Origin of the sequence: Azotobacter chroococcum, assembly GCF_002220155.1 — a bacterium.
Classification (GTDB): Bacteria; Pseudomonadota; Gammaproteobacteria; order Pseudomonadales; family Pseudomonadaceae; genus Azotobacter; species Azotobacter chroococcum.
Genome location: NZ_CP011835.1, coordinates 3,464,721 through 3,486,228 on the forward strand (window position 1 = coordinate 3,464,721; position 21,508 = coordinate 3,486,228).

Genomic DNA, 21,508 nt, shown 5'->3' on the forward strand with positions numbered 1-21,508 from the left:
CCTCGGGCCGGTCGTGCCGGCCTTCCTCTCGATCTTGTTCTTGTTCTGCGCACGGGCCCGCGGGGAATAGCGAAGCGGTGACCGGCCCGGCAAGAATACTGCCCCTCCCCCCCCAGGTATTCCCCCCCAGGTGGGTAGTCGGTCCTCCGTCACGGCGGCCCGACTCGCGGCCGCGGACGCCGCCGGCAAGGCGGCGCCCGGGCCGGCACGGACTCAGAAGCTCACATCCAGCCGCGCCCACCAGGTGCGTCCCGGCTCGTCGATGCGGGTATCGGCGGGTAGGTCGAAGGCGCCGTTGCCGGCCAGGTTGAGGTGCTCGCTGTAGGTCTTGTCGAGCAGGTTGTCGATCCCGGTGCTGAGCCGGTAGTGCCGGTTTAGGCGCCAAGCGCCGTTGACCGAGAACACACCGAAGCCGGGACTTTCGTCGAAGTCCCTGGCGACGATGCTGCCCTGGTTCTCAGCCACCCGGTTCTGCGCCGCTACCAGCCGCCACAGGCCGCTGGCGCTCCAGTCGCCCCGCTCCCAGGTGAGGCTCAGGCGCGCCTCCAGCGGCGGGATCTGCGGCAGCGGGCGGTCGTCCGAGCTGTTCTTGCCCCAGGCCCAGGCCAGGCTGGCGTCGCCCTTCCAGTTCGGACTGAAACGGTAGCCGGCGCCCAGCTCGGCGCCCATGATGCGCGCGTCGATGTTGTCCGCCGTGGTGCGCACATGGCCGCTGGGCAGGGTCGTGTAGTCGAACAGGATGAAGTCGCGCACCCAGCCCAGGTAGGCCGAGGCCCAGGCCTCCAGCGGTCCCTGCTGGTACTGGATGCCGAAGTCCAGCTGGGTGGTCTTCTCCGGGTCGATCTGCTCGAAGGCGGTCGGCGCGCTCATCACCGCGGTGGCGGAAAACAGCTCCCAGTAGTCGGGGAAGCGCTCGCTGTGGCCGAGGCCGAGGTAGGCGGTGGCCGGCACAGCGTCGAGGTCGCGCTCGTAGCGCAGGAAGCCGCTGGTCAGGATCTCGCTGCGCTCCTCGCCGGCGGTCGGGTTGCGCCAGCTGACGCCCATGTTGTTCTTCAAAAGGTCGCGCTCGTCCTCGGCGTAGGCGCGGTCGAGGCGCGCCCCGCCGATCAGCCGCGAGCCGGCGGTGGCGTACCAAGTCAGCTCGGCGAAGGCGCCGTAGTTGTGGAAGTCGGCGTCGGTTTCCCAGGGGAAGCTGTCGGCGTCGGTGTAGGCGCCGCTCATCCTGTTGTAGCTGGACTGCCGGCGGCGATGCTCGCTGGTCTGCCCGTCCAGCCCGCCGACCAGCTGGAAGTCGTCCCAGCGCCAGGTGCCGCTCAGCCGCCCGCCGAGGGTGCGGCGGTCGACGTTGCTGGCCATCGGGTTGCACATCATGGTCATCGCCGCGCCCGGGTCCGGGCTGCGCAGGCGAAAGTTGTCCATCACGTGGTCGGCGTAGTTGTAGTAGAGCTGCGCCTCGACCTTCTGCAGCAGCCCGCCGAGGTTGTCCTTCTCGAAGCGCAGGGCGAGGCTTTCCCGCTCGAACTGGCTGCCGTCCATGCTGCGTCCGGCGTAGCGCGCCTCGCCGTCGCCGCGGCCGAGGGTCAGCTCCAGCAGGGTATCGGCGTCCGGGGTCCAGCCCAGCGCCAGGTCGGTGTTCCACTTGTCCCAGCGCGAGGGCACGGTGTCGCCGTCGCCGTTCTGGTAGTCGTCGGCATCCGAGCGGTTGGCGAGCAGCCTGAGGTAGCCCTGCGCGCCGCCCAGGGCGGCGTCGACGCGCCGGTCGAAAGGCCGTTGGAGCCGGCCAGGAAGCTCGCGTCGACGCGCCCGCCGAGTGCGGCGAAGCGTTCCGGGTCACGCTCGAAGCGCACGGTCGCCGCCGAGGCGCCCGGTCCCCAGAGCACCGTCTGCGGGCCCTTGGTCACCGTCAGGCGGTCGTAGCTCTCCGGGGAGATGTAGGAGCTGGGCGAGTCCATGCGGTTCGGGCAGGCGCCGATCATCTCGCCGCCGTTGGTCAGCAGCTTGAGCCGCGAGCCGAACATGCCGCGGAACACCGGGTCGCCGTTGACCCCGCCATTGCGCACCGCGGCGAAGCCGGGAATGGTCTAGTCGGCGCCGTCGCTGGCCGGCACCGGCTGGCGGGGGATCTTCGGATCGGTCACCACGGTCAGCGGCGAATGCAGGGCGACGCCGGTGATCACCAGCGGTGGCATCTCGTGGGGCCCGGTTTCGCTCTCCGGCTCGGCGGCCGGCAGGCCGCCGCTGGCCAGAAGGCCGAGCAGCGCGGCGCGGGCGGGCATCCGGCACAGGCGGAACGGGGTGCGGGAAAAGGTCTGGGGCAGGTGCGGGCGCGCCGCACGGCAAAGCATGTCGCGGTTCATCGGGTATCCACGTCGTCGGGTTTCGGGAGGGCGCGCGAAACCGTCCGCACAGGCCGCGACGGCGACGGGCGATGCCCGCCAGCGGTCACGGCGTTTCAGGCGAACGGAAAGGCGGCCGAAAAGCCGGTCAGGCGTGGAAAACGGGCGGTGCGCGCGGATGCCCGCTGCTGCGCCGCGGCGCGGCCGGCAGCGGCTTTTCCGGCAGCGGCAGGATGAAGGCCGGCGCGTAGTACGGCAGGGCGAGGTCGAGGGACAGGGCCAGCGGCAGGTTGAGGGTCAGCAGCTCGCAGTAGCCGCACAGCTCCAGGGCCGCCAGCCAGGCGGGTTCGCCGTGCGCAGCCGCCGCGTGATGGTGGGCGGCGCCGGCGGCGTCGGGCGCCTCGCCGCAGAACGCGGCATCGTCCTCCGCCAGCAGCCGGGCGACGTCCTGCGCCGGCTGGCTCTGCAGGGCGGAATACGGGGGGCCGACATGGATCATCAGCATGGCGAACAGGCCAAGCCAGATTCCTGCTGTCGTTCTGCCCTTGCGCGTCACCGGGATGCCCTGCCGTACCGCCGGCCCCTCCGGCGAGGGCGGGGGTGTTCGCACGAGCGGAGCGCGCCCGGGTTGCGACAGGTCAGCGCAAAAGACCAAAACAACAAAAACGATTCTTTACGCTATTCCTGGCAATATAAAACCGAATAAATCGACCATTAAGGATGTAAAAACCAATTTTTAGCAAAAGCTTGCAATACTAACGACGAGACACTAGCGTGCACCCACCGAATGACGCCCGGCGCCGGTTTTCCGGTCCGCGCCTGCAAGACTCAGGGAGACGCCATGACCATGCTCAAAGACCCGTCGCAGAAATACCGCCCCTTCGCGCCGATCGCCCTGCGCGACCGCACCTGGCCGGACCAGGTGATCGACAGGGCGCCGATCTGGTGCAGCTCCGACCTGCGCGACGGCAATCAGTCGCTGATCGAGCCGATGGACGCGGTGAAGAAGCTGCGCTTCTTCAAGACCCTGGTGCAGGTGGGCGTCAAGGAGATCGAGGTGGGCTTCCCCTCCGCCTCGCAGACCGACTTCGACTTCGTCCGCCAGCTGATCGAGGAAGGCCACATCCCCGACGACGTGACCATCCAGGTGCTGACCCAGGCCCGCGAGGACCTGATCACCCGCACCTTCGAGTCGCTCAAGGGAGCGAAGCGGGCCATCGTCCACTACTACAACGCCACCGCGCCGAGCTTCCGGCGCATCGTCTTCAACCAGGACAAGGCCGGAGTGGTGGAGATCGCCGTCGACGCGGCACGGATCATCAAGCGCCTGGCCGACGCCAGCCCGGACACCGCCTGGCGCTTCGAGTACTCGCCGGAGGTGTTCAGTTCCACCGAAACCGAGTTCGCCGTCGAGGTGTGCAACGCAGTGGTCGCGGTGTTCCAGCCGACCCCGGAGCACAGGCTGATCCTCAACCTGCCGGCGACCATCGAGGCGGCCACGCCGAACATCTATGCCGACCAGATCGAATGGTTCTGCCGGCACATCGACCGGCGCGACAGCGTGCTGGTCAGCCTGCACACCCACAACGACCGCGGCACCGGCGTGGCGGCCAGCGAGCTGGGCCTGATGGCCGGTGCCGACCGCGTCGAGGGCTGCCTGTTCGGCAACGGCGAGCGCACCGGCAACGTCGACCTGGTGACCCTGGCGCTGAACCTCTACACCCAGGGCGTCGACCCGCAGCTGGATTTCTCCGACATCGACGCGGTGCGCAAGGTGGTCGAGGAATGCAACCAGCTGCCGGTGCACCCGCGCCATCCCTATGTCGGCGACCTGGTGCACACCGCCTTCTCCGGCTCGCACCAGGACGCGATCCGCAAGGGCTTCACCCAGCAGGACCCGAACGGCGTCTGGGAAGTGCCCTATCTGCCGATCGACCCGGCCGACATCGGCCGCAGCTATGAAGCCGTCATTCGCGTCAACAGCCAGTCCGGCAAGGGCGGCATCACCTACCTGCTCGAACAGGAATACGGCATCAGCCTGCCGCGGCGCATGCAGATCGAGTTCAGCCAGGTGGTGCAGAAGGAAACCGACCGCCTCGGCCTGGAGATGAGTGCCGCGCAGATCCACGCCCTGCTCGAGGCCGAGTACCTCAAGGCCGTCGCGCCCTACAGCCTGAAAGGGCATCGCCTGCAGGAGGAGAACGGCACCTGCGCGCTGGACGTGGAGGTCCTCGACAACGGCGAGAGCCGCCACTGGCGCGGCATCGGCAAGGGGCCGCTGGAGGCCCTGGTGGCCAGCCTGCCGGTCCGCGTGGAAATCATGGACTACCACGAGCACGCCATCGGCGCCGGCAGCAATGCCAGGGCCGCGGCCTACATCGAGCTGCGCCTCGACGGCCAGCGCCCGCTGCATGGCCTGGGCATCGACGAGAACCTGACCACGGCGAGCATCCGCGCGCTGTTCAGCGCCCTCAACCGCGCCCTCGGCCAGCAGGCGGCGACCCGCGCGGCCTGATTCCCTGCGCTGCCCTCTCCCCGCCGGGGAGAGGGTACCCACCCCTGGGCCCATTCCCCTGCCCGCGCCCCCGTCCAGGCACACCGCCCCGGCTCCCGGGCCCGCCTTCGGCATATGCCGAATCTGTCTATCGAATCACAGTCTGCATGGATTTCTTTCCATAACCGGGTAACATTCGGCGCATCGGCATGGACGCTCGTACTACATCAACTGCGAGAGTCCCATGCGCCGCGTCATCCTTCTCCTGCTGCTCCTGCTGCCGTTCTCCCTGGTCCACGCCGAAGCCCCGCGCACCTTCCGCGAAGCGAAGAAGATCGCCTGGAAGATCCATGCCGAGCGGCCGGTGGATTTCTATTGCCAGTGCGCCTACAAGGGCAACCGCATCGACCTGGACAGCTGCGACTACCAGCCGCGCAAGGATGCCAACCGCGCCGGGCGCGTCGAGTGGGAGCACGTCGTCCCGGCCTGGGTGATCGGCCACCAGCGCCAGTGCTGGCAGGACGGCGGGCGCAAGAACTGCACGGCCAACGACCCGCTGTTCAGCCAGGCCGAGGCCGACCTGCACAACCTGGTGCCGGTGGTCGGCGAGGTGAACGGCGACCGCAGCAACTTCGGCTTCGGCATGCTCACCGAGAAGCCCACCCAGTACGGCGCCTGCCCCTTCGTGGTCGACTTCAAGCAGCGCACCGCGATGCCGCCGGACTACACCCGCGGCGCCATCGCGCGCATCTACCTGTACATGAGCCAGCGCTACCAGCTGCGCCTGTCGAAGCAGGACCAGCGCCTCTACAACATCTGGAACCGCCAGTATCCGGTGAGCGAATGGGAGCTCTGGCGCAACCAGCGCATCGCCTGCGTGCAGGGCAATGCCAACCCGCTGGTCGGCGAAGTGGACCTGCGCCGCTGCCCGAAGCAATAGCCTGTGCCGGCCGGGCCCTTGCCAGGGGCCCGGGCGGATGCTAACTCTCGCCCTCCCCCGGCAATCCAGGCGAGCCACGCCATGCAGCGCAACCGACTTCTTGCATCCCTCGGCCTCGTCGTCCTGGCCGGCCTGCTGGTCTCCGGCATCGCGCCCTACGACCGGGCCACCTGGCTGCTGGAAGTCGCCCCGGTGCTGATCGCCGCGCCGCTGCTGATCGGCACCTACGGGCGCTTCCCGCTGACTTCCCTGCTCTACCTGCTGATCGCCGCCCACGCCCTGGTGCTGATCCTCGGCGGCGCCTACACCTACGCGCGGGTGCCGGCGGGGTTCTGGGTGCAGGAGCTGTTCGGGCTGAGCCGCAACCCCTACGACAAGTTCGGCCACTTCATGCAGGGCCTGGTGCCGGCGCTGGTCGCCCGGGAGATCCTGCTGCGCGGGGGCTTCCTGGCCAGGGGGCGGATGCTGGCCTTCCTGTCGCTGTGCGTGGCGCTGGCGGTCAGCGCCTTCTACGAGCTGATCGAATGGTGGGTGGCGCTGATCGCCGGACAGGGCGCGATCGAGTTCCTCGGCACCCAGGGCGATCCCTGGGACACCCAGGCGGACATCTTCTGGGCCTTGATCGGCGCCGGCTGCGCGCTGCTCGGCCTCGCCGGCCTGCAGGACCGGCAGATCGCCGCGCTGGAGCGCTCAGCGCATGGCCGAGGGCAAGGTTAGCTCCTCGCCGGCCACCATGAACCTGCCGAAACCGCGGTGATGCAGGGTGCGCGGCGCAGTCACCGCCGGGGTATGCCAGGCCTCCACCATCTGGAGGATGAAGAAGTTGTAGCTGCCGACCAGTTGGCGGTCGGTCACCCGGCACTCCAGATTCGCGTAGCACTCGGCCACCAGCGGCGCCGCCACCTGTTTGGCCGGCCGGGCGGTCAGGCCGAAGCGGGCGAACTTGTCCAGCTCGCGTCCCGAGCAGTTGCCGCAGCCGACCACCTGCTCGGCCAGCTCCACGGTCGGCACGTTGAGCACGCACTGGCCGGTCTCGCTCAGTGCGGCGAAGGAAAAGTTCGCCGCACTGACCACGCAGCCCACCAGCGGCGGCTCGAACTCCAGCATGGTATGCCAGGACAGCGGCATCACATTGGCCCGACCGGCATGCGAGGTGCTGAGCAGCAGCACCGGCCCGGGTTCGAGGAGGGTGTAGACATCGGCGAGGGGAAGCTGGGTTTTCATCGGACGCTCCGGAACGGCAAATTCTGGCGTTATCCCATCAACCATAGTCCCGTCCCGTGACAGGCGAGGAAGCGCTCTTGAGCGACACGACGACGCACGCGCCCCCCGGCACCGGCCGCTGGGTGCTCTACCGCATCGACGACAACGGCAACGAGGTGGAGATGCGCCGCTTCGCCGAACGCGCCGCGGCCGAGGCGCTGATGCGCGAATACGAGCGGCGCGGGCACAAGCAGGCGTATCTGGTGCGCGAGGAGCGCCAGGCGTCCAGGCAGGACCCGGAAACCTGAAACCCTCAGCCCTGCCCGGCCGTCAGCAGCGGCGACGGCGTGCAGGCCAGTTGCTCGAACTGCCTGGCCCAGGCCTCCAGCTCGGCGAAGAGATGCGCGCGCTGGCGCGGCGTCGCCGTGTCGAACAGCGCGGCGAGGAGGATCAGGGTCTGCTCCCGGTTGTGCGCCAGCCGGGCGCGGTAGGCGGCGCTCCAGGCGGCCTCGGGCTCGAGCAGCAGCGGCCGCAGGCCCGCCTCGAAACGCGCGGCGTCCCGGCGCTGCGCGAGCGCCGCCAGCAGCCGGGCCTGCCAGCGCTCGCGGTTGGCCAGCCACTCCGCCGTAGCGGGCTGCAAGGCCTCGCTCCAGCGCGCGACGAGCGCGCGCTGCTCCTCGCTCAGGCGGCCGAACCAGCGACGCAGGCGCTTCTCCATGCGCGCGATCTGCTCCGCCTCCCGCTCGGCCGGCGTGCCGGCGAGGAACTCCTTGCGCAGCTCGCGGTTGCGGCGCCGGAAGGCTTCGGCCAGCTCGGCGAGCTGTTCGTCGTCGAGCCGGGCGAGCAGCAGGCGCGCATCCGGCAGAATCGCTGTCAGCAGGTCGCGCAGGAGGATTTCGGCCTGCCCGAGATGGGCCTCGAGCCGGGCCGGCGTGACGGCGCCGCTGCGCAGGTCGCCTTCCAGCCCGCGCAACAGGGCGGCATAGGGAACGAGCTGGGTGCGGCAGTGCCAGGCAAGGCGCTCGGCCAGGCGCACGTCGAGCAGGGTCCGCTGGTCGCGATCCAGGCTGACGTAATCGTCGATGTACCAGGGCAGCAGCCGGTGCAGCTGGCCGTAGACGAGACCGAAGGAACAACCGGCGAGCAGCGCTGCCGACAGCAGGAGAACCGCGATCCGGCACGCCGGCCGGCGCCACGGCGCAGAAAGTCCAGGGAGCACGAGCGCTACCTCGCTGCGGGAGGATCGGTCCGTGGCGCCGGCCAGCCCGTCGCGGACCGGGCGGCGCCTTATCCAACCGTAGCAAGACCGGCTGCGGCGTCGAGGGGCACGCGAGCGGAGGCTCCTCTCGGGTCGCTCAGTCCTTCAGCTCGAACGCATCCGCATCGCGCCAGGCCGGGAAGCGCGTGCGGCACTTGGCCAGGGCCTGGGCCGAGAGTGCGACGTGGAACACGCCGTCGGTCTCGCCCGGCGCCAGCAGCAGCTCGCCCTGGAAGTCGAGCACCTGGCTGTCGCCGGCGTGCGGGTAGCCGTTGCCGTCGGCGCCGATGCGGTTGACCGCCGCCACATAACAGAGGTTCTCGATGCCGCGCGCCGGCAGCAGGCGGTTCCAGGCGTTGCGCCGGGCCGCCGGCCAGCTGGCGATGTAGAGCAGGAGGTCGGTGTCGTGCGGATCGCGGCTCCACACCGGAAAGCGCAGGTCGTAGCAGACCAGCGGGCGCACGTGCCAGCCCTTGAGCTCGAGCAGCACGCGCGTATCGCCGGCGGCGTAGTGCTCGTGCTCGCCGGCCATGCGGAACAGGTGGCGCTTGTCGTAGTGGGCGCAGCTGCCGTCCGGACGCGCCCAGTACAGGCGGTTGCGGTAGCTGCCGTCCGCGGCGCGGGTGATGACGCTGCCGACCACCACCGCCTCCAGCCGTGCGGCCTGCTCCAGCAGCCAGGCACGGCTCGGGCCGTCCTCTTCCTCGGCCAGCGCCGCGGCGTCCATGGAAAAGCCGGTGCCGAACATCTCCGGCAGGATCACCAGATCGGCGCCGGCGGCCTGCTCCAGCAGTCTGCCGAAGTGGGCATGGTTGGCGGCCGGGTCCTGCCAGACCGGGGCGGTCTGCACCAGGGCCAGCTTGAGGTCGGGCAAGGTGCTCAGGTCACGCATGGAAAATCTCCGAAATCCTTGGTCATGAGCGCTTTTCGTAGGGTGGAAAACGCGCGCAGCGCTTTTCCACCGGAGTGCGCAGCGGTGGACAAGGCTGCGCCGTTGTCCACCCTACGGGTCATACGCGGCACAGCTTCTCGGCGGCCTGGCGCAGGGTCTCCTCGCGCTTGGCGAAGCAGAAGCGCACCAGGCGCAGGCCGGCCGGCGGGGTCTGGTAGAACACCGACACCGGGATGGTCGCCACGCCGTGCTCGCGGGTCAGCCACAGGGACATCTCGACGTCGTCGAGGTCGGCGCGGATCGCCGAGTAGTCGGCCAGCTGGAAATAGGTGCCGGGGCTGCGGCTGAAGGTGAAGCGCGAACCGGCCAGCAGATCGCAGAACAGGTCGCGCTTGGCCTGGTAGAAGGCCGGCAGTTCGTCGACGTGCCCGGGATGGGCGGCCATGTAGTCGGCCAGCGCCCACTGCAGCGGGGTGATGCCGCAGAAGGTGACGAACTGGTGGACCTTGCGCAGCTCCATGCTCAATGCCGGCGGCGCCACCACATAGCCGGTCTTCCAGCCGGTGACGTGGTAGGTCTTGCCGAACGAGCTGACCACGCAGGCGCGCGCGTAGAGCTCCTCGTGGGCCAGCACGCTGGCGTGCTGCACGCCGTCGTAGACCAGGTGTTCGTAGACCTCGTCGCTGATCAGGTAGATGTCGAAGCCGCGGATCAGCCTGGCCAGCTGGTCCAGTTCGCTGCGGGAGATCAGCGCGCCGCTGGGATTGTGCGGGCTGTTGAGGATGATCAGCCGGGTGCGCGGGCTGAGGGCGTCGGCCAGGCGCTGCCAGTCGATGGAGAAGTCCGGCAGGGCCAGCGGCACGTGCACACAGCGCCCGCCGGCCAGTTCCACCGAGGGCTCGTAGCTGTCGTAGCAGGGGTCGAAGACGATCACCTCGTCGCCCGGGCGGACCAGCGCCTGCACCGCGCAGAAGATCGCCTCGGTGGCGCCGGGGGTGATGGTGATCTCGCTGTCCATGTCCACCTGGCGGCCGTAGCTGCGGGCGATCTTCTGCGCGACCTGCTCGCGCAGCGCCGGCAGGCCGGTCATCGGCGCGTACTGGTTGTGGCCGGCCATGACGTGGCGGCCGACCGCCTCGCGCAGCGCCTGCGGACCGTCGAAATCCGGGAACCCCTGGGACAGGTTGATGGCGCCGGTCTGCGCGGCGAGCTGGGACATGGTGGTGAAGATGGTGGTGCCGACGTTGGGCAGTTTGCTCTGGATCATGGCCTGGATTTCACGGACAAGCGACGGGCGAAGCCGCGAGAATAGCCGATCCGCGCCCCGGCGACAGCCACATCGCGCGCCGTGCGGCAAGCGCGCCGGGACGGACGGGCTGCGCTATCCTGTGGCCTCTTGCCACAAGCACATCCACCGCCCACGCAGGCCCTCGCCGAGAAAGGACTCCCCATGAGCAAAGCCCAACGCCTGTCGGAAAAATGGTTCCGTTTCGCCCTGTGGATCATCGCCGTGGTCTTCGCCGGCTTCCTGATCGGGCTGGGCGGCACGCTGGTGAAGAACCTGCCGCTGGTCGAGCAATACCTGCAGAGCGAGGACTTCATCGACCGGCCCGCCGCCGAGCAGGCGCGCCAGGCGATCGAGCAGCAGCGCCGGCTCGCCCAGGAGGTCCGCGACGCCCTGGAGCAGGCGCAGCTGAAACTGGAGATCGCCCGCCAGGACAGCCTGACCGCCCGCGACAGCCTGAACGCCTGGCTGGCCAGCCGCCGCGCCACCCAGCAGGCGGCGGGGGATACCGAACTGCTGCGGCGCACCGCCGACCTGGAGCGGCTGAGGATCGGCGAGCGCAGCGCGAGGGCGGCGGTCGAGGCCGAGCAGCAGCGTCTGCTCGACGCCCAACAAACCGAGGGCCGCGCCGAGCAGCGCCTGCAGGAGCTGGAGAAGCAGGCCCAAGAGCGGCTGCAGGACGAACTGCAGCGCCAGGAGCTGAAGGTGTTCCTCTACCGCCTGGCGCTGACCCTGCCCTTTCTGGTCGTCGCCGGCTGGCTGTTCGCGCGCCAGCGCAAGAGCCCCTGGTGGCCCTTCGTGTGGGGCTTCATCTTCTTCGCGCTGTTCGTGTTCTTCGTCGAGCTGGTGCCCTACCTGCCGAGCTACGGCGGCTACGTGCGGCACGCCGTGGGCATCCTGATCACCGTGCTGGTCGGCCGCCAGGCCATCGTCGCGCTGAACCGCTACCTGGAGCGCCAGCGCCAGGCCGAGGCCAGGCCCGACGCCGAGCGGCGCCAGGAGCTGTCCTACGACACCGCCCTGGCGCGGCTGGCCAAGAAGGTCTGCCCGGGCTGCGAAAGGGCGGTCGAGCTGGACAACGCCCAGATCGACTATTGTCCGCACTGCGGCATCTGTCTGTTCGACCACTGCGGGCAGTGCCAGCAGCGCAAGAGCGCCTTCGCCCGCTTCTGCCACGCCTGCGGCGCCCCGGCCGCGCGGCCGTGAGCGCAGGCGGGCGGGCCGTCAGCGCTTCTTGTCGCGGCGCTTCTTCTCGGCCTTCTTGTGGTGGCTCATCAGGCGGCGCTTCTTGTTCACCTGACGGTCGGTGAGGGTGTTCTTCTTGCCCTCGTAGGGGTTGTCGCCGCCCTTGTATTCGATGCGGATCGGCGTGCCGACCAGCCTGAGCACGCGGCGATAGGTGTTCTCCAGATAGCGCGTATAGGACTTCGGCACCGCCTCCACCTGGTTGCCGTGGATCACGATCAGGGGCGGGTTGGCGCCGCCCAGGTGGGCGTAGCGCAGCTTGATGCGCCGGCCGTTGACCAGCGGCGGCTGGTGCTCCTGCACCGCGTCCTCGAGGATCTGGGTCAGGCGGCTGGTCGGCCAGCGGGTGATGGCCGACTTGAACGAGGCCTGCACCGATTTGTAGAGGTGGCCCACGCCGCTGCCGTGCAGCGCCGAAATGAAGTGGATGTCGGCGAAGTCGACGAACATCAGCCGGCGCTCCAGCTCGGTCTTCACGTAGTCGCGCTGGCCCGGCTCCATGCCGTCCCACTTGTTCAGCGCAATGACCAGGGCGCGGCCGGTCTCCAGCACGAAGCCGAGCAGGTTGAGGTCGTGCTCGACCACCCCTTCGCGGGCGTCCATCACGAAGATCACCACGTTGGCGTCCTGGATGGCCTGCAGGGTCTTGACCACCGAGAACTTCTCCACCGCCTCGAAGATCTTGCCGCGCCGGCGCACCCCGGCGGTATCGATCAGGGTGTACTTCTCCTCGTCGCGCTCGAAGGGGATGTAGATGCTGTCGCGGGTGGTGCCGGCCTGGTCGTAGACGATCACCCGCTCCTCGCCGAGCATGCGGTTGACCAGGGTCGACTTGCCGACGTTGGGACGGCCGATGATGGCGATCTTGATGCCGTCCTTCTCGCTGGGGCCGGGGATGCGCTTGGGCTCCTCGCCCTCGGCGACCATCTCCTCTTCGCCCTCCTCGCCCTCGAGTTCGGCATTGTCCCTGGGGAAGATGCCGAGGGCCGCCTCGAGCATGGCGTTGATGCCGCGCCCGTGGGCGGCGGCGATCGGCAGGGCGTCGCCCAGGCCCAGCGGGCTGAACTCGGCACGGGCGATGTCCGGGTCGACGGTGTCGACCTTGTTGGCCACCAGGAAGAAGCGCTTGTTGCGCTTGCGCAGGTGCTCGGCGATCAGCTGGTCGGCGGCGGTCATCCCGGCGCGGGAGTCGACCATGAACAGCACGGCGTCGGCCTCCTCGATGGCCTGCAGCGACTGCTCGGCCATCTTCGCATCGATGCCTTCCTCGTCGCCGGAGATGCCCCCGGTGTCGATGACGATGTACGTGCGCCCCTGCCACTTGGCCTCGCCGTACTGGCGGTCGCGGGTCAGTCCGGCGTATTCGGCGACGATGGCGTCGCGGGTCTTGGTCAGACGGTTGAACAGCGTCGACTTGCCGACGTTCGGGCGGCCCACCAGGGCGATTACGGGAACCATAAGGCTCTCACCTGCAATGTTCGGAAAACACAACGGCCGCTGCGCGGGGCAGCGGCCGAACGGGGGGTCGGCTCAAGCCGACCGATGGCCAGCGGTCAGCGAACGGTCAGTGCGACCAGGTTGCCGCCGTTGCCATAGGCATACAGCCAGTCGCCCACCACCAGCGGACGGGCGCGCAGGCCCTTGCTGTCGATGCGGATGCGCCCGACGAAGCGGCCGTCCACCTGGCTGAGCAGGTGCAGGTAGCCCTCCAGGTCGCCGACCGCCACGTAGCTGGAGAACACCTCCGGCGACGACAGCTGGCGACGGGCCAGTGCATCGTTCTTCCACAGCGCCGAGGCGCTGCGCTCGTCGATGCCTTCGACGGCGCCCTCGGCCAGACTCACATAGACGCTGCCATAGCCCAGCGCCACGCTGCCGTTGCTGGAGGCCTGGCGCTGCCACAGGGGACGCCCGGTCTGCATATCGAGGGCGGCGATGTTGCCCTGGAAGGTCGCGACATACAGGGTGTCGCCGGACATCGCCAGGCCGCCGTCGATGTCCACCACCCGCTCCAGCTCGGAACGCCCGGTGGGCACCGCCACCCGCTGCTCCCAGATCGGCAGGCCGCGCTGGGTTTCCAAGGCGAGCACCTTGCCGCTGGAAAGACCGACGATCGCCAGCTGGTTGGTGACCAGCGGCGCACCGGTGCCGCGCAGGGTGAGCACGGCCGGGGGGCTCTCATAGATCCAGCGCTGGCTGCCGCTGCTCGCCTCGAGGGCGATCAGGCGGTCGTCCTGGGTCTGCACCACCACCACGTCGCCGTTGCTTACCGGCGGCGCCAGTACCTCGCTGCTGACGCGGCTGCGCCAGATCTCCGCGCCGCTGCCCGAATCCAGGGCGATCACCTCGCCCTGCAGGGTACCGAGCAGGACCTGGCCATAACCGGCGCCGACGCCGCCGGATACCGGCAGCTCCAGCTCCTTGCGCCAGACCACCTTGCCGCTGAAGCGGTCGAGGGCCATCACCTGTCCGGTGACATCGGCGACGAACAGGGTATCGCCCTCCACCGCCGGCACCAACTGGTTGTAAGTCTCGCCCTGGCCCTCGCCGATCGAGCGGCTCCACTCCTTGGTCAGCTGCACCTCTTCCTTGAACTGCGTCAAGGGGGCCGGCGGCTGCTCCTTGGAGCTGTTGAACCAGTTGCCGATGCTGCTGCAGCCGGCGAGCGTCGCGGCCATGGCCAGCACCGCGGCATGTTTCCAGGGCTTCACGTCAGGCATCTCCCTTGGCCAGGTCGTCGAGCTTCATCTGCAGGGTGCCCAGTGCAGCATCATCCGGCTGGGCAGCCTTGGCCTTTTCATAGGCGGCTCGGGCCTCGTCGAGTCGGCCGAGCTGCACCAGCAGATCGCCCCGGATTTCCTCGCGACCGGCCTGGAAGGCCGGATCGGCTTCGCCGGCGAGCAGGGCAAGGCCTTCCTCGGCCTTGTCCTGAGCCGCCAGGACCCGCGCCAGGCGCTGGCGGGCCAGCTCGCCGAGGGTGGCATCGACCGGCTTGCCGAGGATCGCCCGCAGCTCGGCGGCGGCATCCTCGAGCTTGCCCTCGTCCACCGCCACCTTGGCGACCAGCAGGCTGCCGTACTGGGCGTAGTGGCTGCCGGCGAACTCGCTCTGCAGCTGTCCATAGAGCTCGGCGACCTTGGCCGTATCCGGCTTTCCGGACGGCGTCAGGCTGGTGTCCAGCAGCTGCTGGTAGAGCGCCGAAGCGTTCTGCGCCTGCCCGGTCTGCTGCTTCTGCCAGCCCTGCCAGCCGAACACCGCCACCAGGGCCAGGGCACCGCCGGCGAGCAGCGGCTTGCCACTGCGCTGCCACCAGTCCTTGATCTGCGCCAGCTCTTCATCTTCGGTATGCGAGGTCACCCCGATACTCCTCAATCCAGTGTTCAAGCCTGCAGGCAAGCGGCCAGGCGCTCGCCCAGCTCGTCCCAGCCCACACTCTGTTGTTCGCCATCGGCGCGCAGCGGCTTCAGCCCGACGATGCGCCCGGCCAGCTCGTCCTCGCCCAGCACCAGGGCATAGAGGGCGCCGCTCTTGTCGGCCTTCTTCAGCTGGCTCTTGAAGCTGCCGGCCCCGGCATTGACCGCCAGGCGCACGCCCGGCAGCACGTCGCGCAGCTGCTCGGCCAGCGCCAGGGCGGCCAGCTCGGCCGCCTCGCCGAAGGCGCAGAAGTACAGGTCGACCTGCCGGGACAGCTCCGCCGGAACCTTGTCCAGGGTTTCCAGCAACAGCACCAGACGCTCGACGCCCATGGCGAAGCCCACCGCCGGCGTCGGCTTGCCGCCCAACTGCTCGACCAGGCCGTCATAGCGGCCGCCGGCGCACACGGTGCCCTGGGCGCCGAGCTGGTCGGTGACCCACTCGAACACCGTCTTGCCGTAGTAGTCCAGGCCGCGCACCAGCTTGGAATTGATCACGTAGGGGACGCCGGCGGCATCCAGGCGTGCCTTGAGGCCCTCGAAGTGCAGGCGCGACTCCTCGTCCAGGTAATCGGCCAGCTTGGGCGCATCCACCAGCAGGGCCTGGGTGTCCGGGCTCTTGCTGTCGAGGATGCGCAGCGGGTTGCTGGACAGGCGGCGCTGGCTGTCCTCGTCGAGCTGCTCGAAGCGCGCCGAGAGGTACTCGACCAGCGCCTCGCGGTAGCGGGCGCGGGCCTCGCTGCTGCCGAGGCTGTTGAGTTCGAGGGTCACCGCCTCGCGCAGGCCGAGCAGGCCCCATAGGCGCCAGGTCAGCACGATCAGCTCGGCGTCGATGTCCGGCCCCGGCAGGTTGAAGACCTCCACGCCGATCTGGTGGAACTGCCGGTAGCGGCCCTTCTGCGGGCGCTCGTGGCGAAACATCGGGCCGACGTACCAGAGCTTCTGCACCTGACCACCGCCGCTGATGCCGTGCTCGAGCACCGCGCGCACGCAGCTGGCGGTGCCCTCCGGGCGCAAGGTCAGGGAGTCGCCGTTGCGGTCCTCGAAGGTGTACATCTCCTTCTCGACGATGTCGGTGACCTCGCCGATGGAGCGCTTGAAGAGTTCGGTGAACTCGACGATCGGCATGCGGATCTGCCGGTAGCCGTAGCCGTCCAGCAGGCTGGCCACGCCGTTCTCGAAATAGCGCCAGAGCGGGGTCTGCTCCGGCAGGATGTCGTTCATGCCACGGATGGCCTGGATGTTCTTGCTCACGCGGATTCCTTAACTGCGGACGATCAGGCTGGCGTCGGCTGCGGCCTTTTCCGCAGCCTTACGGCGGATCAGCCGCTCCAGCTCGTCCACCAGATTCTCGTTGCCCAGCTTCTGCGCCGGCTTGCCGTCGATGTAGACCAGGTTGTTCGGGGTGCCGCCGGTGAGGCCGACATGCGCCTCCCTGGCTTCGCCGGGACCGTTCACCACGCAGCCGATCACCGCCACGTCGAGCGGCACCAGCAGGTCCTCGAGGCGGGTCTCCAGCTCGTTCATGGTCTTCACCACGTCGAAGTTCTGCCGCGAGCAGCTCGGGCAGGCGATGAAGTTGATCCCCCGCGAGCGCAGGTGCAGCGACTTGAGGATGTCGAAGCCGACCTTGATCTCTTCCACCGGATCGGCGGCCAGGGACACGCGGATGGTGTCGCCGATGCCCTCGGCGAGCAGCATGCCGAGGCCCACCGCAGACTTCACGGTGCCGGAACGCAGCCCGCCGGCCTCGGTGATGCCCAGGTGCAACGGCTGCTCGATCTGCCCGGCCAGCAGGCGGTAGGCAGCCACCGCCATGAACACGTCGGAGGCCTTGACGCTGACCTTGAAGTTCTGGAAGTCCAGGCGGTCGAGATGCTCGACGTGGCGCAGGGCGGACTCCACCAGCGCCTGCGGGGTCGGCTCGCCGTACTTCTTCTGCAGGTCCTTCTCCAGGGAGCCGGCGTTGACGCCGATGCGGATCGGGATGCCGCGATCGCGCGCCGCGTCCACCACCGCGCGGACCCGGTCCTCGCGGCCGATGTTGCCCGGGTTGATGCGCAGGCAGTCGACGCCCAGCTCGGCCACGCGCAGGGCGATCTGGTAGTCGAAGTGGATGTCGGCGACCAGGGGTACCTGCACCTGCTGCTTGATCCGCCCGAAGGCCTCGGCGGCGTCCATGTCCGGCACCGAGACGCGCACGATGTCGGCGCCGGCTGCTTCCAGGCGGCGGATCTGCGCCACGGTGGCATCGACGTCATGGGTGTCGGTGTTGGTCATGCTCTGCACCGAGATGGGCGCATCGCCGCCTACCGCGACCGGGCCGACCCAGATCTTGCGGGACGGGCGGCGCTGAATGGGTGATTCGCTGTGCATGGAGGCTTAGTTCCCCAGTTTCAGGCGGGCGGTCGCGCCGCGGGCGGTGTAGGGCGCCAGGTTGACCGGCTGGCCGTTGAAACTGACCTCGGCGCCGTGGGCGAAGCCGAGACGCACGTCCAGCGGTTTCTGGCCACGCAGCTCGAGCGTGTCGCCGGCGCGCTTAAGGCCGCGAAACAGCGCCTTGCCGCGGGCGTCGGTGACCTGGGTCCAGCAGTCGGCCGTGAAGCGGATGCTCAGCACGCCTTCCCCGGCGGCCGGCTCGCTGGCAGACGCCGGACTGGCTGCGGCGGGCGTGCCGGCCGTGGCCGGAGCGGCAGCCGGAGCAGCCGGCACGACGACCGGCATGGCCGGGGCGGGCGCAGGCTCGGCCAGCGGGGCAGGCGTGCCGGGCGCGACCGGTGCCAGCGGCAGCGGCGTCGCAGCGCTCGCCGCCTCACGCGCCGGGGGGCTGTCCGTGCTGGCAGTGCTGCCGGCCAGCGGAGTCGGCTGGGTCTGCGGCTCGGCGGGCTGGAGCGCCTGGGCCACAGCCTGGTCCTCCGGCTCGTCGAGCGGGTGGATCTGGGTGGTGCCGTCGGCGCTGTCGACCTCGACATGGGCCAGGTTGAGTGCGTTGCGGCTCCCCTGCTGCGCCGAACGCTCCTGCCACCAGAACAGGGCGGAGCCGACCAGCAGCAGGATCAGGGCGAGGCCGGCCAGCCGCAGGAGGCTCTGCGAAATCCGCAGCGGCTGCTCGATCTTGCCCAGGCTGTGCACTTCGCTGCCCTTGGCGTTGGTGCCGGTGTACTGGTCGAAGGCCTCGACCAGCCGGGCCTGGTCCATCCCCAGCAGCTTGGCGTAGGAGCGCACATAGCCGCGGGCGAAGGTATGTCCCGGCAGTCGGTCGAATTCGCCGGCCTCCAGCTGGACCAGGGTCCGAGTGGGGAGATTCAGCTGTCCGGCCACCTGGGCCAGCGACCAGTCGTTGGCCTCGCGGCCCTTGCGCAGGATCTCGCCCGGGTTGACGGAGGCCGCGGCCGTGCTCTCGGTTTGCGACGCGTTCATCATTGCTCCGACAGATATTGCTGATATTCCGGCGTGCCCGGGTACTTGCGTTTCAACTGCAGGCCAAAGACGGCGGCCTGGTCGCGGTCCTCGAAGACCTTCGCCAGACGGGCACCCAGCAGCAGGCTGCGGGCATTCTGCTCACCCATGCGGTTGAAGCTGGCGTAATAGGAGCGCGCCGCCACGTAGTCGCGCGCCTCGAAATCCAGCGAGGCCATTTCCAGCAGAGCTCGGGGCTGCTGCGAATTGATGCGCAGGGACTTTTCCAGATGGCTCTTGGCGAGATCGCGCCGCCCCAGCTGGACGGCGGTCAGGCCGAGATTGAGATAAACCCGCGAGCGCTCGGGGTACAGGGTGTCGGCGGCGGCCTGCTGGAAACGCTCGTAAGCGTCCTGATAACGACGCTGCTCGAACAGGAAGCTGCCATAGTTGTTCAGGATGCGCGCATCCGCGGGGCGGCGGGAGAGCGCCTTGCGGTAGTGCTGGTCGGCCAGCTCCGGCTCGAGCTCGGTCTGGAACACCAGGGCCAGGGCGGCGTGGGCATCGGCATCGGCCGGGTCGATATCCAGCGCCTTGCCCAGCGGCACCTTGGCGCGATCGGTCTGGCCCTGCTTGAGGTAGCCAAGGCCGAGCTGGATATAGGCATCGCGGGCTTCCTTGCGGCCCTGCTCGGTCTTCATGGGATCGACCGCTCCGGTCGAGACGCAACCGGCCAGCAGCATGGCGGAAAACAACAGCAGCGCAGCGCGCAGGGTCATAAACATCCTCGGCTCAGGTCCGGTTGGCGGCACTGGCAGATGGCGCTGCCTCGTCGCCGAGCTGACGCACGGCGATATGGCGCTCGCTACGCCGGGTGCGATCCATGACCTGGCCGACCAGCTGGCCGCAGGCAGCGTCGATGTCGTCGCCCCGGGTAGTGCGCACCGTGACGTTGTGCCCGGCCTGGTGCAGCAGGTCCTGGAAGCGGCGAATGGCGTTGTTGCTCGGCCGCTCGTAACCGGAGAAGGGGAAGGGATTGAAGGGAATCAGGTTGATCTTGCACGGCACGTCGCGCAGCAGCTCGACCATCTGCGCCGCATGTTCGGGCTGGTCGTTGACGTCCTTGAGCAGGGTGTATTCCACGGTCAGCACGCGCTTCTCGCCGAGGCGCGAGATGTAGCGCTTGCAGGCATCCAGCACCACGGCCAGCGGGTACTTGCGGTTGATCGGCACCAGCCGGTTGCGCAGCTCGTCGTTGGGCGCGTGCAGCGACAGCGCCAGGGACACGTCGATCACCTTGCCCAGCTCGTCGATCATCGGCGCCACGCCGGAAGTGGAAAGGGTCACCTTGCGCTTGGAGATGCCGTAGCCGAGGTCGTCCATCATGATCTGCATGGCGGCGACCACGTTGTCGAAATTCATCAGCGGCTCGCCCATGCCCATCATCACCACGTTGGTGATGGCGCGGTCGATCTTGGCCGGGACGGTGCCGAAGGATTTGTTGGCGATCCAGACCTGGCCGATGATCTCGGCGGCGGTCAGGTCGCTGTTGAAGCCCTGCTTGCCGGTGGAGCAGAAACTGCAGTCCAGCGAGCAGCCGGCCTGCGACGACACGCACAGGGTGCCGCGGCCGGCCTGCGGGATATACACGGTCTCGACGCAGCTGCCGGACGCCACGCGCACCACCCACTTGCGGGTGCCGTCGCTGGAAATGTCCTGGCTGACGATCTCCGGACCGCGGATCTCGGCGCAGGCCCTGAGCTTCTCGCGCAGGGCCTTGCCGATGTTGCTCATGGCCTCGAAGTCATCGACGCCGAAGTGGTGAATCCATTTCATCACCTGCCCGGCGCGAAAGCGCTTCTCGCCGATGGACTCGAAGAAGCCTTCCAGCTGCGGCTGGGTCAGCCCCAGCAGGTTCACCTTGGTGGTTTCGGTCATGGATTCACCCTCCCCCATCGCCTGATCAGCGGATGCGGGCGCACACCTCGGTGGCGGCGAAGAAGTAGGCGATCTCGCGAGCAGCGGAAGCCTCGGAGTCGGAGCCGTGCACGGCGTTCTCGTCAATGGACACGGCGAAGTCGGCGCGGATGGTGCCCGGAGCAGCGTCCTTCGGGTTGGTGGCGCCCATCAGCTCGCGGTTCTTGGCAATGGCGCCCTCGCCTTCCAGCACCTGCACGACGACCGGACCGGAGGTCATGAAGGACACCAGATCCTTGAAGAACGGACGCGCCTGGTGCTCGGCGTAGAAGCCGCCGGCTTCGCGCTCGGACAGCTGGACCATCTTCGCAGCGACGACGCTCAGGCCGGCCTTCTCGAAACGGGTGAGGATCTCACCGATGACGTTCTTGGCGACGGCGTCGGGCTTGATGATGGAAAGGGTACGTTCAACGGCCATGGATAGCTCCAGTCAATCGGGGGTTTTGAAAAGCAGAAAATTAAACCCGCGGATTATACGCGGGTTCCAGTGAAATACATAAGACCAGCTTGCGGATCAGTCGGCTTCTTCGATCCAGGCCGCCTGGATGGCTTCCAGCACCTTTTCGCCGCCGCGCTCGGGATCGTCGTCGAACTCAGGGAGGGCCAGCACCCAGCGATGCAGGTCGACGAAGTTGAGGTAGCGCGGATCGATCTGCGGATGGGTATCGGCCAGTTGCAGGGCGATTTCCTGTACGTCGCTCCATTTCAGGCTCACGCGCATGCCCTCAGTGCTGTTCCGAAACCTGATTGAGGGTGTAGCGGGGAATCTCCACCACCAGATCCTCTTCGCCAACCTTAGCCTGACAGGATAGCCGCGATTCCGGCTCCAGTCCCCAGGCCTTGTCGAGCATGTCGTCCTCCAGCTCGTCGGATGGTTCCAGGGAGTCGAAACCCTCGCGCACGATCACGTGACAGGTGGTGCAGGCACAGGACATCTCGCAGGCATGCTCGATCGCGATGTCATTGCGCAGGGCGGTATCGAGAATGCTCTCGCCGGCCTTGGCCTCGACCACCTTGCCTTCGGGACAATGTACCTCGTGGGGCAGAAAAACGATCTGCGGCATCA

21 protein-coding genes and 1 pseudogene are annotated in these 21,508 nt (G+C 68.5%); 5 read left to right on the plus strand and 17 right to left on the minus strand.

Going from position 1 to position 21,508, the window contains the following annotated elements:
* Positions 1–213 precede the first annotated feature (213 nt).
* A pseudogene (locus ACG10_RS16065) lies at positions 214–2,357 on the minus strand (TonB-dependent copper receptor).
* Between the two features lie 127 nt (positions 2,358–2,484).
* Positions 2,485–2,892 carry a DUF2946 family protein gene (locus tag ACG10_RS16070; protein ID WP_089168978.1) on the minus strand — a complete coding sequence of 136 codons (408 nt, stop codon included), beginning with the start codon at positions 2,890–2,892 and terminating at the stop codon, positions 2,485–2,487.
* 285 nt (positions 2,893–3,177) lie between these two features.
* Here ACG10_RS16070 and leuA point away from each other — a divergent pair, with 285 nt between their 5' ends.
* The 3 genes from leuA (at position 3,178) to ACG10_RS16085 (ending at position 6,487) form a co-directional block, all read left to right on the plus strand.
* A complete protein-coding gene (gene leuA / locus ACG10_RS16075; protein ID WP_089168979.1) occupies positions 3,178–4,851 on the plus strand; it encodes a 2-isopropylmalate synthase in 1,674 nt (557 codons plus the stop codon).
* Between the two features lie 223 nt (positions 4,852–5,074).
* The gene (locus ACG10_RS16080) at positions 5,075–5,770 is read left to right on the plus strand and encodes an endonuclease (RefSeq protein WP_089168980.1); all 696 of its coding nucleotides are present in this window, start codon (positions 5,075–5,077) and stop codon (positions 5,768–5,770) included.
* Positions 5,771–5,851: 81 nt separating this feature from the next.
* Positions 5,852–6,487, plus strand: a complete 636-nt coding sequence (locus ACG10_RS16085; protein WP_089168981.1) for a DUF2238 domain-containing protein — start codon at positions 5,852–5,854, stop codon at positions 6,485–6,487.
* Here ACG10_RS16085 and ACG10_RS16090 read toward each other — a convergent pair.
* The gene (locus tag ACG10_RS16090) at positions 6,461–6,994 is read right to left on the minus strand and encodes a flavin reductase family protein (RefSeq protein ID WP_089168982.1); all 534 of its coding nucleotides are present in this window, start codon (positions 6,992–6,994) and stop codon (positions 6,461–6,463) included. The genes ACG10_RS16085 and ACG10_RS16090 overlap by 27 nt on opposite strands.
* 77 nt (positions 6,995–7,071) lie before the next feature.
* On the opposite strand from ACG10_RS16090, the gene ACG10_RS16095 reads away from it, so the two are divergent.
* Positions 7,072–7,281, plus strand: a complete 210-nt coding sequence (locus ACG10_RS16095; protein WP_089168983.1) for a hypothetical protein — start codon at positions 7,072–7,074, stop codon at positions 7,279–7,281.
* Positions 7,282–7,286: 5 nt separating this feature from the next.
* Here the strand turns inward: ACG10_RS16095 and ACG10_RS16100 are convergent, their stop codons facing one another.
* The 3 genes from ACG10_RS16100 to ACG10_RS16110 all read right to left on the minus strand — a co-directional run bounded on the left by ACG10_RS16100 (position 7,287) and on the right by ACG10_RS16110 (position 10,390).
* The gene (locus ACG10_RS16100) at positions 7,287–8,192 is read right to left on the minus strand and encodes a DUF6279 family lipoprotein (protein WP_089168984.1); all 906 of its coding nucleotides are present in this window, start codon (positions 8,190–8,192) and stop codon (positions 7,287–7,289) included.
* A gap of 136 nt (positions 8,193–8,328) precedes the next feature.
* Positions 8,329–9,123, minus strand: coding sequence for an amidohydrolase (locus tag ACG10_RS16105; RefSeq protein ID WP_089168985.1), 795 nt, complete (start codon positions 9,121–9,123; stop codon positions 8,329–8,331).
* A 118-nt stretch (positions 9,124–9,241) separates the two neighbouring features.
* On the minus strand, positions 9,242–10,390 hold the full coding sequence (locus ACG10_RS16110) for a pyridoxal phosphate-dependent aminotransferase (protein ID WP_089168986.1): 1,149 nt from the start codon (positions 10,388–10,390) through the stop codon (positions 9,242–9,244).
* A gap of 183 nt (positions 10,391–10,573) precedes the next feature.
* Here ACG10_RS16110 and ACG10_RS16115 point away from each other — a divergent pair, with 183 nt between their 5' ends.
* Complete coding sequence (locus ACG10_RS16115) at positions 10,574–11,614, plus strand: zinc ribbon domain-containing protein (protein ID WP_089168987.1); 1,041 nt, start codon at positions 10,574–10,576, stop codon at positions 11,612–11,614.
* 18 nt (positions 11,615–11,632) lie between these two features.
* On the opposite strand, the gene der is transcribed toward ACG10_RS16115, so the two are convergent.
* The 11 genes from der to fdx all read right to left on the minus strand — a co-directional run bounded on the left by der (position 11,633) and on the right by fdx (position 21,506).
* Complete coding sequence (gene der, locus ACG10_RS16120; protein WP_089168988.1) at positions 11,633–13,111, minus strand: ribosome biogenesis GTPase Der; 1,479 nt, start codon at positions 13,109–13,111, stop codon at positions 11,633–11,635.
* 95 nt (positions 13,112–13,206) lie between these two features.
* Positions 13,207–14,373 carry an outer membrane protein assembly factor BamB gene (gene bamB / locus ACG10_RS16125; protein WP_169531168.1) on the minus strand — a complete coding sequence of 389 codons (1,167 nt, stop codon included), beginning with the start codon at positions 14,371–14,373 and terminating at the stop codon, positions 13,207–13,209.
* Positions 14,366–15,010, minus strand: a complete 645-nt coding sequence (locus ACG10_RS16130; protein ID WP_089168990.1) for a YfgM family protein — start codon at positions 15,008–15,010, stop codon at positions 14,366–14,368. Before ACG10_RS16130 ends, bamB begins: the two co-directional genes overlap by 8 nt.
* Before the next feature lie 23 nt (positions 15,011–15,033).
* A complete protein-coding gene (gene hisS / locus ACG10_RS16135; RefSeq protein WP_089168991.1) occupies positions 15,034–16,320 on the minus strand; it encodes a histidine--tRNA ligase in 1,287 nt (428 codons plus the stop codon).
* 9 nt (positions 16,321–16,329) lie between these two features.
* A complete protein-coding gene (ispG, locus tag ACG10_RS16140) occupies positions 16,330–17,442 on the minus strand; it encodes a flavodoxin-dependent (E)-4-hydroxy-3-methylbut-2-enyl-diphosphate synthase (RefSeq protein ID WP_089168992.1) in 1,113 nt (370 codons plus the stop codon).
* Positions 17,443–17,448: 6 nt separating this feature from the next.
* On the minus strand, positions 17,449–18,489 hold the full coding sequence (locus tag ACG10_RS16145; protein ID WP_089168993.1) for a RodZ domain-containing protein: 1,041 nt from the start codon (positions 18,487–18,489) through the stop codon (positions 17,449–17,451).
* Entirely contained in the window at positions 18,486–19,244 is a 759-nt protein-coding gene (gene pilW, locus ACG10_RS16150) for a type IV pilus biogenesis/stability protein PilW (protein ID WP_089168994.1), read from the minus strand. The genes ACG10_RS16145 and pilW overlap by 4 nt, the downstream gene beginning before the upstream one ends.
* A gap of 13 nt (positions 19,245–19,257) precedes the next feature.
* Positions 19,258–20,403 carry a 23S rRNA (adenine(2503)-C(2))-methyltransferase RlmN gene (gene rlmN, locus ACG10_RS16155; protein WP_089168995.1) on the minus strand — a complete coding sequence of 382 codons (1,146 nt, stop codon included), beginning with the start codon at positions 20,401–20,403 and terminating at the stop codon, positions 19,258–19,260.
* Positions 20,404–20,428: 25 nt separating this feature from the next.
* The gene (gene ndk, locus ACG10_RS16160) at positions 20,429–20,860 is read right to left on the minus strand and encodes a nucleoside-diphosphate kinase (RefSeq protein ID WP_039802423.1); all 432 of its coding nucleotides are present in this window, start codon (positions 20,858–20,860) and stop codon (positions 20,429–20,431) included.
* 96 nt (positions 20,861–20,956) lie between these two features.
* Positions 20,957–21,157, minus strand: a complete 201-nt coding sequence (iscX, locus tag ACG10_RS16165; protein WP_089169918.1) for a Fe-S cluster assembly protein IscX — start codon at positions 21,155–21,157, stop codon at positions 20,957–20,959.
* A 10-nt stretch (positions 21,158–21,167) separates the two neighbouring features.
* A complete protein-coding gene (fdx, locus tag ACG10_RS16170) occupies positions 21,168–21,506 on the minus strand; it encodes an ISC system 2Fe-2S type ferredoxin (protein ID WP_089168996.1) in 339 nt (112 codons plus the stop codon).
* Between the last annotated feature and the right edge of the window lie 2 nt (positions 21,507–21,508).